Consider the following 14,197-nt stretch of genomic DNA (forward strand, 5'->3'; position numbering starts at 1 on the left):
TTGCGCGGCGGCATCATTGGTCTAGATTGGACGGCGCGCAAAGCCAAAAAGCGACAGGCCAGCAAGCCGAAGAACATCAGGGAGCACGCGATGGACGCCGCTGTCGATGCGGGCACCAGCCAGTTCGAACTCAACGAGGACCAGCGCGCCATCCAGGAGATGGCCGAGGCATTCGCTGCCGACCGCGTCGCGCCGAACGCGCTCGACTGGGACCGCAACAAGCATTTTCCGGCCGACGTGATCCGCGAGACAGGCCCGCTCGGCCTCGGCGGCATCTATGTCAGCGACGATGTCGGCGGCTCAGCGCTCGGCCGGCTCGACGCGGTGCTGATCTTCGAGGCGCTTTCGCGCGCCGATCCGGCCTTTTCATCCTTCATCTCAATCCACAACATGGTGGCTTCGATGATCGACCGCTTCGGCAGCGACGAGCAGCGCCAGCGCTTCCTGCCGAAGCTGACCTCGATGGAATGGCTGGCCAGCTATTGCCTGACCGAGCCGGGTTCGGGATCGGATGCGGCAGCGCTGAAGACGCGCGCGGTGAAGAGCGGCGGTGACTATGTGCTGAACGGCGTCAAACAGTTCATCTCCGGCGCCGGCGACAGCGACATCTACATCGTCATGGCGCGCACCGGCGCCGACGGGCCGAAGGGCATTTCCACCTTCGTCGTGCCGAAGGATGCGCCGGGCCTTTCCTTCGGCGCCAACGAGCACAAGATGGGCTGGCACATGCAGTCAACCCGCCAGGTCGTCTTCGAGGACTGCAAGGTGCCGGCGCAAAACCTGCTCTCGGCCGAAGGCGCCGGCTTCGGCATCGCCATGGCCGGGCTCGACGGCGGCCGGCTCAACATCGCCGCCTGTTCGCTGGGCGGGGCGCAATCGGCGCTCGACAAGGCACTGTCCTACACGGCCGAGCGCAAGGCCTTCGGGTCGAAGATCAACCAGTTCCAGGCGCTGCAGTTCAAGCTCGCCGACATGGAGACGGAGCTGCAGGCAGCACGAATCTTTCTCTACGCCGCCGCCTCGAAGCTCGATCGCAAGGCCGCGGATGCCTCGAAATGGTCGGCGATGGCCAAGCGCTTCGTCACCGACATCGGCTTCAACGTCGCCAACGATGCGCTGCAACTGCATGGCGGCTACGGTTATCTGCACGACTACGGCATCGAGAAGCTGGTCCGCGACCTGCGCGTCCACCAGATCCTCGAAGGCACCAACGAGATCATGCGCGTCATCATCGCACGCGCCCTGATCGGCCGGTAAGGCAATAGGCAATAGGCAATAGGCAATAGGCAATAGGCAATAAGCAATAAGCAATAAGCAATAAGCAATAAGATGACCGGCAAGATCAATTCGTACAAGGATCTTATCGTATGGCAGCAGGCGATGGATCTGGCCGTCACCACCTACTCCTTGACCAAGGCATGGCCAAAAGAGGAATTGTATGGGTTGACCAACCAAATCCGCCGCTCAGCAACCTCTATCCCTGCCAACATCGCGGAAGGTTATGGCCGAGACAACAGAGGCTCTTATCAGCAATTTCTCCGGATTGCCCAAGGGTCGCTGAGGAGTTCGAGACGCACCTTCAGATCGCTGAACGCATTGGCCTTGCTACGCATGATCAAGCTTATCAGATCCTGTTAGCGACCGAGGGCATCGGAAAAATGCTTCGCCAACTTATTAGCAAACTCGCGCCCGAATAGGCTGCCTACTGCTACTGCCTACTGCCTTACCCAAACCACGGAGTGCCATTATGACCACCATCGCCTTCATCGGCCTCGGCAACATGGGCAACCCGATGGCCGCCAATCTCGTCAAGGCGGGATATGCAGTGCACGGCTTCGACCTGATGCCGGAAAATCTCGTCATCGCCAGGGACCATGGCGTCGTCGTCATGGCCAATGCCGTTGCCGCGGTGAAGGAGGCCGATGTGGTCATCACCATGCTGCCGGCCGGCAAACATGTCCTGTCGGTCCACGAGGACATCGCGCCTAAGGCGAAAAAAGGCGCGCTGTTCATCGATTCCTCGACGATCGACGTCGAATCGGCACGAAAAGCCCACGCCATTGCCGCCAAACATAAGCTGCTGTCGATCGACGCGCCGGTTTCCGGCGGCACCGGCGGCGCCGCAGCCGGCACGTTGACCTTCATGGCCGGAGGCTCGAAGGAAGCCTTCGCCAAAGCCGAGCCAATCCTCAAGCCGATGGCCGGCCGTATCGTCCATTGCGGCGACGACGGCGCCGGACAGGCGGCAAAGATCTGCAACAACATGATATTAGGCATTTCGATGATCGGTGTCGCCGAAGCCTTCGTTCTGGCCGAAAAGCTCGGCCTGTCGCATCAGGCGCTGTTCGACGTCGCCTCGACATCCTCCGGCCAATGCTGGTCACTGACCACCTACTGCCCGGTGCCCGGACCGGTGCCGACATCGCCGGCCAACAATGGCTACAGGCCGGGGTTTGCCGCAGCACTGATGCTGAAGGACCTGAAACTGTCGCAGGAAGCCGCGCAAAGCGCCGGTGCGGTGACGCCGCTGGGCGCCGAGGCCGCCCAGCTTTATGAGTTGTTCAATGCCCAGGGCCATGCCGGCGCCGATTTTTCCGGCATCATAAATTTCCTGCGCGGTACCCCGGCCTAATGCATGTCGCCCAAAAGCTCGCCCTCGGGCTTGACCCAGGGCTTGACCCGAGGGTGCGCAGCGATTTTGGGACAACGACATGGATAAAAACAAGAACTTAAAGCGCGTCGCATGAGTCCCATCAGACGCGCCGCGCTTTAAGCCTTGAACTCGACTGGGCTTTTCGATTTCCCGGCAAAGAGAAACATCGCAAATTTAGATTTGCTTAAACTCTCGATAACCCCCCGGTAACGATGTGCCTGTAAAACGGAATGCGAGGCGGCATATCGCATCCGCCCGGCGCTCCGGATCAGGTCTCGCGTACCGGAGCCCGTAAGTTTCGCAAGTGTCCTGGTAGCGAAGCGCCATGCGTATCTGGCAAAGCCGCGTTCCCGATGGAGCGCGGTTTTTGCGTTTCGCATTATTCAAGGACAGTGAGACGATCGCCCTGGCGCGTCTCCAGATGGTCGTCTGCCTCGTGGCGGCGGTCCTGACCGATGTCGACCCACAGGTGGTCGCTCCAATGCTCCCCAGCGCGAGGGTTCGGTGAGCGATCTGAGATTACCTAACTCCCGAAGCTCGTCAGTCCAGTCGACAGGACTATCGACAGCATCACGAAGTGGCAGCAGATCAAGGAAGACGCCAAGAACGACGCCGACCACATCCGCGCCGACGTGGAGATCAAGCGGCTTGAGCGGACCTCATGAAACCTTCTGATTTCTAAGCCGTTATCGCCGGTATGTCCGGGGCTAAATTCAAGCCGAAATCGGTCTCCAAATCACGCGATGCCGAGAAGTCGCGCCAGGAGAAGCAGTCGACTGTCGAAGTCGCGTCTGAGATCGGCGCGGCGCCGCCGCCGCTGGATTTCATCGAACCCGATCCGGAGCTGGCTCCTGAGGAGGTCGAGCAGGCGCGCAAGAGATACTTGCTGACGCGTTTCTGGATCAGCGCGCGCGGTTACTGGGGCCGCGGAGGCGATAGGCTCGCTTGGCCGTACACGATCGGGCTATTGGTCCTGATCGTCATCAATGTCGGCTTCCAGTATGGGATCAATGTCTGGAATCGCGCAATTTTCGACGCCCTTGAGCAACGCAATGCTCGCACCGTCTATGTCCTGAGCGCCGTTTTTGTGCCGCTCGTGCTCGGAAGCGGAAGCCTTGTCGTTGCACAGGTCTTCCTTCGCATGACGATTCAGCGCCGCTGGCGTTCCTGGCTCACCAACGCGGTCATCGCGCGTTGGCTTGCAAGCGGGCGCTACTTTCAGTTGAATCTCGTCGGCGGCGACCACCAGAACCCCGAAGCCCGCATCACGGAGGATTTGCGGATTGCCACCGAATCCCCGGTCGACTTCATCGCCGGTGTCATCAACGCGTTTCTGTCGGCCTCGACCTTCATCGTGGTGCTCTGGACGATCGGCGGGGCCCTGACCCTGACGATCGCAGGTTCGACGGTGACCATTCCCGGCTTTCTCGTCATCACCGCGGTATTGTATGCCGCGATCACATCCACCTCGATGGCGGTCATTGGCCGCCATTTCGTCCACCTCTCCGAGGAAAAAAATCAGGCGGAGGCCGAATTCCGCTACACGCTGACGCGCGTGCGGGAAAACGGCGAGAGTATCGCATTGCTCGGCGGCGAGGAGGAGGAGCGTAGCGGCATCGACAAGACGTTCGCCCATGTGCTCAGGCAATGGGCGCTCCTTACAGGTCAGCACATGCGCACAGCGCTGGTATCGCAGGGGGCGAGTTTGTTTGCGCCTGTCGTGCCGGTTTTGCTTTGCGCTCCAAAGTTTCTCGAAGGCAGCATGACGCTTGGACAGGTAATGCAGGCTGCCTCTGCCTTTGCCATCGTGCAGGGCGCGTTCGGATGGCTGGTCGACAATTACCCCCGTCTCGCCAATTGGAACGCCTGTGCACGGCGCATCGCCTCGCTGATGATGTCGCTCGACGGGCTCGAGCGCGCGGAACAGAGCAACACTCTGGGACGCATAAAGCGCGACGAAACTGCAGGCGATGCGATGCTCAGCCTGAACAATCTGTCCGTGTCGCTCGACGACGGCACCGCCGTGGTCAAGGAAACCAAGGTCGTAATCGGATCAGGCGAGCGGGTGCTCGTCGCCGGCGAATCCGGCTCAGGCAAGAGTACGCTGGTGCGGGCCGTCGCAGGTCTGTGGCCGTGGGGTGGCGGCAGCGTCAACATCCACGCCGACAGACGGCTGTTCATGTTGCCGCAACGGCCCTATGTCCCCACCGGGACGCTTCGCCGCGCAGTCGCCTATCCAGGCGCCGCCGATCGCTGGACGCTGGACAAGATCAAGGCTGCCCTCGACAAAGTCGGACTCGATTATCTGAACGACAAGATCGAGGACGACGCGCCATGGGACCAGACCTTGTCGGGTGGCGAAAAGCAGCGGCTCGCCTTCGCGCGTCTTCTGCTGCACAGCCCCGATATCATCGTGCTGGATGAAGCAACGTCAGCACTCGATGAAAAAAGCCAGGACAAGATGATGGAGATGATCGTTCACGAATTGCCGAAGGTCACCATCATGAGCGTGGCGCATCGCGCCGAGCTGGAAGCCTTTCATAGCCGAAAGATCACATTGGAGCGGCGCGAGGGCGGCGCAAAGCTTGTCAGCGATATCGATCTTGTCCAGCGCAAGAGAAGACGGAACTTGCTTGCGCGATTTATGGGGCGCCGGCGCGCCGTAGCGAAGCGCAGCACGACCTTGAGCAAAGCGGCGCTGCCCGAGACAAAAAAGTAAAGTCCGCCGGTCGGGCCTGGTGACAAAGGCAGCAAGGAAGAGGTCGCGTCGAGCGCACTGTGAACTAAGTGGCCCAAGAAAAAGTTCCTGGGCGTCTCTGCCGGCGCTTAAGCCGATGGCAGTGTCAGCTACGAACGTTCAAATGAAGCATCGGATGATGCTCATAATGGCCGGCGCCATTTCTTACGATGGGGTCCTCTGAGGTTATCGCCTGGATGTTTTGATCATCGGCGATCCTGTAGAGCGACACGCCATAGCCGCCACTCGGATCCATTACCGGGCCGTGTGCGACGATCAGCCCACGATCGAGCAGATCGTCCAAAAAGGCTCCATGCTGCTTCATCCACTCTCGCTCTTCGTCCGTCATGGTCGCGAGAAAGTCGGTGCGCGGCGGAATATACTTGCACAGGTAACACTTCATTTTGAGCTCCGATTTAAATCCATTTGCCTGCTTGCCTTGGCGATCGCGTCGCCGCCGGCCTTCGCATTCATTTTTTGATGGAACGTCGACGAGCGATCAGATACTATCATTTTAGGAGTAAGTCGCTATCAAAAAGATATCAACATGAAGGATCTTTCGAACCAACCCTGTCTGATCGCTCGCAGTCTTGCCTTGGTAGGGGATGCATGGAGCATGCTGATCATGCGCGATGCGCATGCCGGGCTCAGTCGTTTCGACGAATTCCGCAAGAGCCTCGGTATAGCCCCGACTATGCTGACCAGCCGGTTGGCAGCCCTGACGGAGGAAGGGCTGCTGGAGAGACGGCGATACTCCGAGCGGCCGCCGCGCGATGAATACGTGTTGACGCAGGCTGGTCAGGATCTGCTTCCAGTGCTGTTCTCACTCGTCGCTTGGGGAGGCAAGCACCGCGGTGGAGGCAATTTCACCCGGTTCTTTGACGCAGAGACAGGATCCGAAATCGACCCGATTAGCATCGACCGTTCGACCGGAGCGCCGATCGGCACCCGTCCCATTCAGATTGTTATGCCCAAGTCCACAACCAACGAGTAAGTAGCGCGGTCTATCGGCCCTTCGGATCACTTGTTGAAGTCGACGAGACACGCCCCGCCGGCACCAGTCGATGTAGACCGGCAGAATGCGGCATTCAAACGCCGGACGTCCGGTTGGACGCCCGGCGATCGTTCTGTCTTATTGCTTGCGCAAATCCGCTTGCGCCAGATCAAGCGCCTTGGCGATACGGCCGCAGGCCATGTCGATCGTCTCACGCGTCCAGATCAACGGCGGCGACAGGATCATCGTGTCGCCGGTGGCGCGCAGCATCATGCCTTGGACAATTGCGTGATCGCGGACAAGCACTGCCGCACTCCCGGCCGGCAGGAAGCGCTCCTTGGTCGCCCTGTCCCTAACGATCTCGATCGCCCCCATCAGCCCGATCGAGCGCACCTCGCCGACCAGATCGTGACCGCCGATGTGCTCCTGCAGCGCCTTGGCGAAATAGGGTCCGGTGTCGTTCTTGACCCGATCGACCAAACCTTCCCGCTCGATGATCTCGAGGTTCTTCAGCGCCACGGCGCAGGCCACGGGGTGGCCGGCATAAGTATAGCCATGATTGAACTCGCCGCCCTTCTCGACCAGCGTCGCGGCGATGCGGTCACCGACCAGCAGCGCCGACAGCGGCTGATAACCGGAGGTCAGCGCCTTGGCGGTGGTGATGGTATCGGGCTCGATGCCGAAGGTCTGAGCCGCGAACCACTCGCCGGTGCGGCCGTAGCCGGTGATAACCTCGTCCAGCATCAGCAGGACATCGTATTTGCGGCAGATGCGCTGCACTTCCGGCCAATAGCTCATCGGCGGTATCTTCACGCCGCCTGCCCCCATCACCGGCTCGCCGATGAAGGCGGCGACCTTGTCGGCGCCGGCTTCGAGGATGGCGTCCTCGACGGCCTTGGCCGCGCGCAGGCCGAAATCATGGTCGCTTTCGCCGGGCAGAGCCAGCTCGTAGGCATACGGCATCATCACATGGACGATGTTGGGAACCGCACCGTTGAGCTGCTTGTGCATCGGCTCCATGCCGCCCAGCGACGCACCGGCGATGGTCGAGCCATGATAGGCTGTCTTGCGCGAGATGATGCGGTTCTTCTCCGGCTTGCCTTCCAATGCCCAATAGTGGCGGACAAGGCGCAGCGCCGTGTCGTTGGCCTCCGAACCGGACGAGCCGAAGAACACCTGGTTGACGTGCTTCGGCGCCAGTTCCGCCAGCTTTTTGGCCAGCAGCACCGGCGTCGGGGTCGAGCATTTGAAGAAGGAGTTGTAGTAAGGCAGTTCCTTCATCTGGGCGTAAGCCGCGTCGGCCAGCTCATCGCGGCCGTAACCGATGTTGACGCACCACAGCCCGGCCATGCCGTCGAGGATTTCCGTCCCTTCGGAATCGTAGATGAACGGTCCGTTGGCGTGGGTGATGATGCGTGAGCCGGCCTCGCGCATCTCCTTGTGGTCGGTAAACGGATGAAGGTGATGCGCAGCATCGATCTGCTGAAGCTGCTTCAGCGAATAATTCTGGTAGGTCATGTCCGATCTTTCCTCTTGAACCAATCCGGCAATTGCAGATCAATCCAGCAATTGCAGCGGGGGCGGATTCGTCAGAGGAAGGCGGGCGGCGAATAGCCGATGCGGGCGCAAAGCCGCAAAAGCTCGGCGCGAAGCGTGCGCGGCGACGGCGTCACCGCCACCCCAAATGCGCAACATGTCCTCACCCGAGCCATGGGCTTCACCTTAGGCGGTCTGATGCGATCAGTTCAAGCCGTTCAGTTCAAGCCGTTCCGTTCAGCGTCCGTTGTAGGAAGACATACTTCATCGCCGCCTGTGCCGCTTGCGGCCGGCGATCGCCGCGCCCGCCATGGCCGCCCTCGGTCTCTTCGAAGAATAGCGTCTTCGTGTGGCCGACAGCCTGCAGCCGCCCGGCCATCTTGCGCGCATGGCCGGGATGGACCCGGTCGTCGGCGGTCGAGGTGGTCAGCAGCACAGGCGGATAGGCAGCATCGGCCTCGACATGCTGATAAGGCGAGTAAGCGGCAAGCCACTCGGCCTCTTCAGGCTTCGCTGGATCGCCATACTCGGCTATCCAGGATGCCCCAGGCGGCAGCTCGGTATAGCGCAGCATGTCGAGCAGCGGCACGTCGATGATCACCGCACCGAAAAGCTCCGGATGCTGGGTCAGCGAAACGCCGGTCAGCAGGCCGCCATTCGAGCCGCCCTGGATGCCGAGCGTGGCCGGCGTGGCGATGCCGCGTTTCACCAGGTCTTGCGCGACCGCTATAAAATCGTCGAAGGCATTCTGGCGATTGGCCTTGAGCGCGGCCTGGTGCCAGTTCGGGCCGAACTCGCCGCCGCCGCGGATATTGGCCTGCACATAGGCATTGCCTTTTTCCAGCCACAGCCGACCGCGCACGCCGGCATAGCCTGGCAGCAGCGGCACTTCGAAGCCACCATAGCCGTAAAGCAGCGTCGGCACCGGCCCGTTCTGATCGCGCCGCCTGACGACGAAGTAAGGGATCTCTGTGCCGTCTTTCGAGCGTGCCTCGAACTGTTCCGAGACAAGGGACGACGCGTCGAAACGTGCCGGCTGCGCCTTCACCGTCGCAAGCGTCGCAGCATTGTCGTCCGACCAGATGATCGAGCTCGGCGTCAGGAAATCGGTGAAGGAGAAGGAGACGCTGGAGCCGAAACGCTCGGCGTGGCTGATGCCGACATTGCCGTTTTCAGGTAAGGCTACCGGCTCCAGTGACCAGCCGCTGCCGCTGCGATCGCAGGCGACGACCTTGCCGCGCACATTGTCCATCAGATTGATGAACAACCGGTCTTGCGTGCGGGCGACGCCGGCGATCGAAACACGATCCGCCGGTTCGAGCACGGTTTCGACAGGTCCCAGCGCATTGGTTTCGATCCAGCGCGCGAAATCCAGTGAATAGAGGCCGTCGGGTCGGCACAGCGTGCCGTCCGGCGCCGTCCACGGGCTGCGCACCCCGAAGACGAGCTGATTCCTGAACAGCATCGTGTCGGTGACGTCGTCCGGCAGCGGGATACGCCTGTTTTCGCCGGAAGACAGACGCAGAAAGCTGTGCGAGGCAAAGAAATCGAGCGTCCGGGTCAGGAACAGATGCCGCTTGTCGCCGTCGAATTCGAGGGAACCGCCGGCAGCGAGATCCTGCTTCTGCGCCTCGAAGATCGGCGTCGCATCCTCCAGCCTGGTGCCGCGCTGCCACAGCTTGACCACGCGCGGATAACCGGACTGGGTTTTTTCGTCCTCTTCGAACGCAGCCGAGACGATGACCGTGTCCTTGTCCAGCCAGTTGAAGCCCGACTTCGAGGCGGGCGCGCGAAAGCCGCCCTCGACAAAGGACTTGGTGTCGATGTCGAATTCGCGCATCTCACTGGCGTCGCCGCCGTCCGGCGACAGGCTGAGCAGGCAGCGGCTGAAGTCGGGGTAAAGCCGGCTGGCGCCGCTGAACACCCATTTCACGCCCTCTTTCGCGGACAGACTGTCGAAGTCGATGATCGTCTCCCAATCCGGCTTCTCGGTCTTGTAGGAAGCGACCGTCGTGCGCCGCCAGAGGCCGAGCACATTGGTCTTGTCCTGCCAGAAATTATAGACGTGGCCGTTGAGCGCGGAGCCGACCGCAATGTTGTCTTCGGCGGTCATCAGGTCGAGTGCGGTTTGGAAGTAGGCCTGGTAGGACGGATCGCCCTGCAATTCACCTGTTGTAGCCTCGTTCTGACGGTGAACCCAGTCGAGCGCTTGCTTGCCTGTCCTGTCCTCCAGCCAGAGAAAGGGATCTTCGTCCGCCGAATTCGGCTGCGTCTTTGTGTTCGACATCGTCAAATGGTCTCCGATAAATTGGTCAAGTTCGGTGCCGCAAACATCGGCATGGCGCTATCAACATTCAATTGGAACACGTAAAATCGACGGATCTCCGCAGTTGCGATAGCCAAGCCTTCAGTGCGGACGGCAAGGGAAACTTCATGCAACGTCTCTACATCGCGACTGAGAGATTTGGCCCTTCCGATGGTACCGAATGGAGGAACTACATCGAGTGGTCAGGCCTCAGCCAGTTGACCGAGGTCGTCACGCTCGACGGAATGCTGTGCCCGTTCGCGCTCCCAGAGACCAAGGAGAGCCACTGGCCGCATATTGTTCAAGAAGACAATATGCTCAATTTCTTCTTGGACCTGGATTTCCTTCTTTCGGAACTGGCCGATACGGGCAACCTCAACATCCTTGGCGTGATCCGGAGGCCAACGGTCGATGTGCGCTCGCTTGATTGGGACGGGTTTGCCTTCATGGGCTACGAGTTGCTGGACAAGGACGTCAGCATCAGCGCATTGACCAATTGCGGCGGATTCCCCGACGTGTTTGCAAATGCAGAACTTTCCAGTGTCGGGCTGATAGATGACTTTGATCGCGCGGCCGAAATTCGGGATTTGCTGCATGAAATGCACCCCGAAGAACATCATGCCGACTGTGACCTCTGGGCTGTTTTCAGACGGCAGGGCAATTAAGCGACTGCACTGCGCCGATAGATGCCTCACGCCGTCCGCCGACGCAAAACCGTGGCAACCGCCAACGCCAGGCAAATCGCGCCAAGCGTGATCGGCAGGCCGTCCGCACCGAGAATATCCATGGCGCCGCCCGCCAGCGGCGGCACGGCGATGCCGCCGACGCCCCACATCAGCGAGAAGGCGGCATTGCCGGCGACCAGCGCCGAGCCGGTGAACCGCTCGCCAAGCTCGATGATCGACATCGTGTAGATGCCGTAGGAGACTGCACCCCAGATAAAGACGCATGGCCAGATCAGCGGCGTCTCGATGAGAACCGGCAGCAGCACGCATCCGAGCAGCGTTAGCGATACACAGATAAATCGGACCAGACGCGCCGTCAGCCGTTCCGCCAGCAGGCCGAGCGGCACCTGCATGGCGATGTTGCCGGCGATCATCATCGACAGCAGCGCCGACATGCGGGTTTCCGCGATGCCATAATGCGCTCCGTAGACCGGCAGCAGCGCCAGCACCGCCTGTTCGAAACCGGCGGCCACGACGACCGCCGACAGCAGCAGCCATGCCATCGGCATGAACCCCATGACCGAAACCCGGTGCCCGGCCTCATCGACCTTCGGCAGCCGTCGCAGCACCAGCGCCAGGCAGGCGCCGCAAAAAACGAATGCGGCGATGCCGACGAGAAACGGCGGCCATCCTTCGGTGCCGACGGCAAGCAGGCACAGCGGGCCGGCGGCGAAGCCAGCCGAAATGACCGTGGAATAGATCCCCATCACGCGGCCGCGGCGCAAGGGTGGCGCCAGCGCGATCACCCAGATCTCGCTCAGCACATAGAGTGGATTGGTCACCACGCCGATCAGGAAGCGCAGCGGAAACCAGAGATAGACATTTTGCGTCCAGCCGATCAGCGCCAGCATGATCGCGGAAAGCGCTGCGCAGGTGAGCGCCGTGCGCCCTGCCCCGAACCGGCGCGCCAGCGCCGGGATGAGCGGCGACGAGACGATAAAGCCGACCGGCGTCATTGCCGCCGAAAGGCCGATCATGGCCGGCGAGACGCCCTGGCGCTGCAGGATGAAGCTCAGCAGCGGATAGCTCAGCCCTTGCGCGATGGCGAACACCGAAACGGTGGCGATCACGCCGGTGATCGCCGCCCACTGCATCGTCTCGCCGCTGTTCTGTTCCGCCAGGTCCATGATCCGCACCAATAAGAACCTGCACGATTAGCGTTTCGGCGCCGTGCCGGGAAGCACCGGCGGCAAGAACCGCTTGCGCCAGCCAGAGCATGACTTGTTCAAGAGTCCCCGGCGCCATTCAGACCACTACGGAAAATACCGGGCAATCGCCCCCTTCCTGCCCTCCGCGTAAGGCTTCAGCCACTTGTCGTCGATGGAGAGCCCATCATTGTCCGACGGTCCTTCTCCAATCGTTCTGCGCCAGGCGCGGAACTTGTAGTGGTCGAACACGTCGAGCATATGCACCGCAAAGGCCGCAGCGAACGTCTTGTCGCCTTCTACAATCACCATGTTCTCGTCGTTTTCATAGGACGCCTTGTAGCCAAGGTTGTGGCTGCCGGCGATGACGGTCGCGTTGTCGGCCATCGGATCGATGATGACGATCTTGTCGTGCACGATCGCATGGCCGACGGTCAGCACTTCCGCCTGGAAATCCCGCGCAACGGAGGTCCCCGTCAGGTTGGCCGCCCTGACGATGGAGACGTTCGGCGCCTCCCAGACCTTCTCCGGAAAGACAAATGGCGATTTGCCGTCCTTGTTCGATCTGTTGGTGACTGGATCCCTGGTCGGGGCAACATAGTTGGGCATGGCGGTGTGATCGCTGATTGCGCCTTGCACGATCAGTTTTGGATTCGCCGTCGCCGCCGCGACCGCCTGATCGACGACCGAATTGTTGCCAAGCCGCGAAGGATTGAACACGAGAAAGAGCACCGCCTCCTTCGCCGCCTTGATCCGTGCGAAAACGTCTTCGAGATCGACAGGCCGCACCGAGATGTCCTTTTTGCTGCGGTCGGGATCGTTTGGCGAGAACCAGATCGTGGTCCCATTGACATGGTTCGGTGTGCGATTCTTCAGGCGAAACGGCTTGCCTTGCTTCTGCGCCACACGTCCGGCGGCGCTATCGCTCGCCGGCGGCGGGAACACGTCGGCCTTCATCCGCTCCCAATAGGCATCGAACACTTTGGCCATGGCAGGGTCGTCGCGGATGAAGGCGTTGTTGGACTGTCCGCAAATGCCCGTCGACGTCCAATTGGTGCTGCCAGTCATCACCGCTTGCGGGTTGCCCTGGGCGTCGCGGTAGACGGCAAACTTGTTGTGGCCGATATGGTTGTTGTTGAACAGACGATCGGTCAGCACGACGCCGGCGTCCCGCAGCCGCTTTCTGAAGGGCGCGTTGCCCGCGTCCCACGCCTTCGTTTGTTCATCCCTGCCCGAATTCGAAAGAATGACGTCAACGAGATCCTTGGCGTCGATGATAGCGTCGCACAACTCGTCATCGCCAAGTTCATAGAGGGCAAGCCTGACAGTGCCGCCCTCGGCCTTGGCCCGTTTCATCAGGCTGGTGAGCACATCCGGAACCTCGCCGTGAAGATAGGCGCGCATCTTGCTGCCGGGACGCTGAAGCTCGGCCCTGATCTTATCGCGCTGCCCGACTTTGATGCCGGCATCTTCCAGGGCGCGCGACAACCATTGCGTCGAGAGCACGCCGTTGGTGAAGGCGAGCCTCGCCTTGCCGAACATCGATCCCAGGAAGATGGTCGGGCTGACGGCACCTTGTCCGAGATAGCCGAGCGGCCGAGCCGCTCCGGTATAGGCTTTCTCGGGGCGCACCGGCACCGGATCGAGGCCGGGGCGCATGTCGCCGACCGGACGCACCCGGTAGGCGACCATTTCGCCATCCGGCCTGATGTCAAGGCTGTCACGGCGCCGCCGCACCGTAAGATCGCGCCAGAATGTCTTCTGCACCGGCCAGACGCCGGTATCCTGCGGAATCCAGTCCTTGTTGCGTTGCCCCCGGAAAGGCACCCAGGACGCCAGACAGCGTTCCTCGCCGGTGCCGGGATAGATGCGGACGATTTCGAAGCCGAGACAGCCGTCGATCATTCCGTCAATATCCCAGGCAATGAAGGCGACTTCATTGTTGGTCGCAGCACGCACGCTGACAACATCCGACATGGAGACAGTCTCCCTCAGGACCGGTTTCATTCAATTTACTTATTTCATATGACGTGATCGCAACGTGACACGTTTCACAGTTCGGGCCAGACCTGGTTTCGCCTGGTCGTCCGGCTGGCGAACGT

General features: G+C 61.0%; 11 protein-coding genes and 1 pseudogene. 6 read left to right on the top strand and 6 right to left on the bottom strand.

The annotated features are described in order from the left end of the window. The first annotated feature begins 90 nt into the window (after positions 1–90). The 4 genes and pseudogenes from AC0L3I_RS28445 (at position 91) to AC0L3I_RS28460 (ending at position 5,372) form a co-directional block, all read left to right on the top strand. Positions 91–1,257, top strand: a complete 1,167-nt coding sequence (locus AC0L3I_RS28445; RefSeq protein ID WP_473529113.1) for an isobutyryl-CoA dehydrogenase — start codon at positions 91–93, stop codon at positions 1,255–1,257. Between the two features lie 72 nt (positions 1,258–1,329). Next, a pseudogene (locus AC0L3I_RS28450) lies at positions 1,330–1,697 on the top strand (four helix bundle protein). Between the two features lie 50 nt (positions 1,698–1,747). Beyond that, entirely contained in the window at positions 1,748–2,632 is an 885-nt protein-coding gene (gene mmsB, locus AC0L3I_RS28455) for a 3-hydroxyisobutyrate dehydrogenase (protein WP_473529089.1), read from the top strand. Between the two features lie 718 nt (positions 2,633–3,350). Then, a complete protein-coding gene (locus AC0L3I_RS28460; RefSeq protein WP_473529090.1) occupies positions 3,351–5,372 on the top strand; it encodes an ABC transporter ATP-binding protein/permease in 2,022 nt (673 codons plus the stop codon). A gap of 124 nt (positions 5,373–5,496) precedes the next feature. On the opposite strand, the gene AC0L3I_RS28465 is transcribed toward AC0L3I_RS28460, so the two are convergent. After that, on the bottom strand, positions 5,497–5,793 hold the full coding sequence (locus tag AC0L3I_RS28465; RefSeq protein ID WP_123150496.1) for a YciI family protein: 297 nt from the start codon (positions 5,791–5,793) through the stop codon (positions 5,497–5,499). A gap of 144 nt (positions 5,794–5,937) precedes the next feature. Here AC0L3I_RS28465 and AC0L3I_RS28470 point away from each other — a divergent pair, with 144 nt between their 5' ends. Further along, positions 5,938–6,384, top strand: coding sequence for a winged helix-turn-helix transcriptional regulator (locus tag AC0L3I_RS28470; protein WP_095494557.1), 447 nt, complete (start codon positions 5,938–5,940; stop codon positions 6,382–6,384). Positions 6,385–6,522: 138 nt separating this feature from the next. On the opposite strand, the gene AC0L3I_RS28475 is transcribed toward AC0L3I_RS28470, so the two are convergent. The 3 genes from AC0L3I_RS28475 to AC0L3I_RS28485 form a co-directional block, all read right to left on the bottom strand. Then, positions 6,523–7,902 carry an aspartate aminotransferase family protein gene (locus AC0L3I_RS28475; protein ID WP_473529091.1) on the bottom strand — a complete coding sequence of 460 codons (1,380 nt, stop codon included), beginning with the start codon at positions 7,900–7,902 and terminating at the stop codon, positions 6,523–6,525. A 71-nt stretch (positions 7,903–7,973) separates the two neighbouring features. Further along, a complete protein-coding gene (locus AC0L3I_RS28480; RefSeq protein WP_095494560.1) occupies positions 7,974–8,096 on the bottom strand; it encodes a capsid protein in 123 nt (40 codons plus the stop codon). A gap of 47 nt (positions 8,097–8,143) precedes the next feature. After that, positions 8,144–10,207 (bottom strand): prolyl oligopeptidase family serine peptidase, encoded by a 2,064-nt coding sequence (locus AC0L3I_RS28485; protein WP_473529092.1) that lies wholly within the window; start codon positions 10,205–10,207, stop codon positions 8,144–8,146. Positions 10,208–10,353: 146 nt separating this feature from the next. Between AC0L3I_RS28485 and AC0L3I_RS28490 the strand changes: the two genes are divergently transcribed. Then, positions 10,354–10,890: a hypothetical protein gene (locus AC0L3I_RS28490; RefSeq protein WP_473486580.1), complete on the top strand. Its 537-nt coding sequence runs from the start codon at positions 10,354–10,356 to the stop codon at positions 10,888–10,890. A 26-nt stretch (positions 10,891–10,916) separates the two neighbouring features. Here the strand turns inward: AC0L3I_RS28490 and AC0L3I_RS28495 are convergent, their stop codons facing one another. Continuing rightward, positions 10,917–12,077, bottom strand: a complete 1,161-nt coding sequence (locus AC0L3I_RS28495; RefSeq protein WP_473529093.1) for an MFS transporter — start codon at positions 12,075–12,077, stop codon at positions 10,917–10,919. A 126-nt stretch (positions 12,078–12,203) separates the two neighbouring features. Then, entirely contained in the window at positions 12,204–14,072 is a 1,869-nt protein-coding gene (locus AC0L3I_RS28500) for a phospholipase D-like domain-containing protein (protein ID WP_473529094.1), read from the bottom strand. Positions 14,073–14,197 lie beyond the last annotated feature (125 nt).

The organism is Mesorhizobium sp. WSM4840, assembly GCF_055811755.1.

Coding starts and splice junctions, on each gene's coding strand:
- AC0L3I_RS28480 (WP_095494560.1), bottom strand. CDS start 8,096: ATGGCTCGGGTGAGGACATGTTGCGCATTTGGGGTGGCGGTGACGCCG.
- AC0L3I_RS28465 (WP_123150496.1), bottom strand. CDS start 5,793: ATGAAGTGTTACCTGTGCAAGTATATTCCGCCGCGCACCGACTTTCTC.
- AC0L3I_RS28500 (WP_473529094.1), bottom strand. CDS start 14,072: ATGTCGGATGTTGTCAGCGTGCGTGCTGCGACCAACAATGAAGTCGCC.
- AC0L3I_RS28475 (WP_473529091.1), bottom strand. CDS start 7,902: ATGACCTACCAGAATTATTCGCTGAAGCAGCTTCAGCAGATCGATGCT.
- AC0L3I_RS28485 (WP_473529092.1), bottom strand. CDS start 10,207: ATGTCGAACACAAAGACGCAGCCGAATTCGGCGGACGAAGATCCCTTT.
- AC0L3I_RS28470 (WP_095494557.1), top strand. CDS start 5,938: ATGAAGGATCTTTCGAACCAACCCTGTCTGATCGCTCGCAGTCTTGCC.
- AC0L3I_RS28490 (WP_473486580.1), top strand. CDS start 10,354: ATGCAACGTCTCTACATCGCGACTGAGAGATTTGGCCCTTCCGATGGT.
- AC0L3I_RS28460 (WP_473529090.1), top strand. CDS start 3,351: ATGTCCGGGGCTAAATTCAAGCCGAAATCGGTCTCCAAATCACGCGAT.
- AC0L3I_RS28495 (WP_473529093.1), bottom strand. CDS start 12,077: ATGGACCTGGCGGAACAGAACAGCGGCGAGACGATGCAGTGGGCGGCG.
- AC0L3I_RS28445 (WP_473529113.1), top strand. CDS start 91: ATGGACGCCGCTGTCGATGCGGGCACCAGCCAGTTCGAACTCAACGAG.
- mmsB (WP_473529089.1), top strand. CDS start 1,748: ATGACCACCATCGCCTTCATCGGCCTCGGCAACATGGGCAACCCGATG.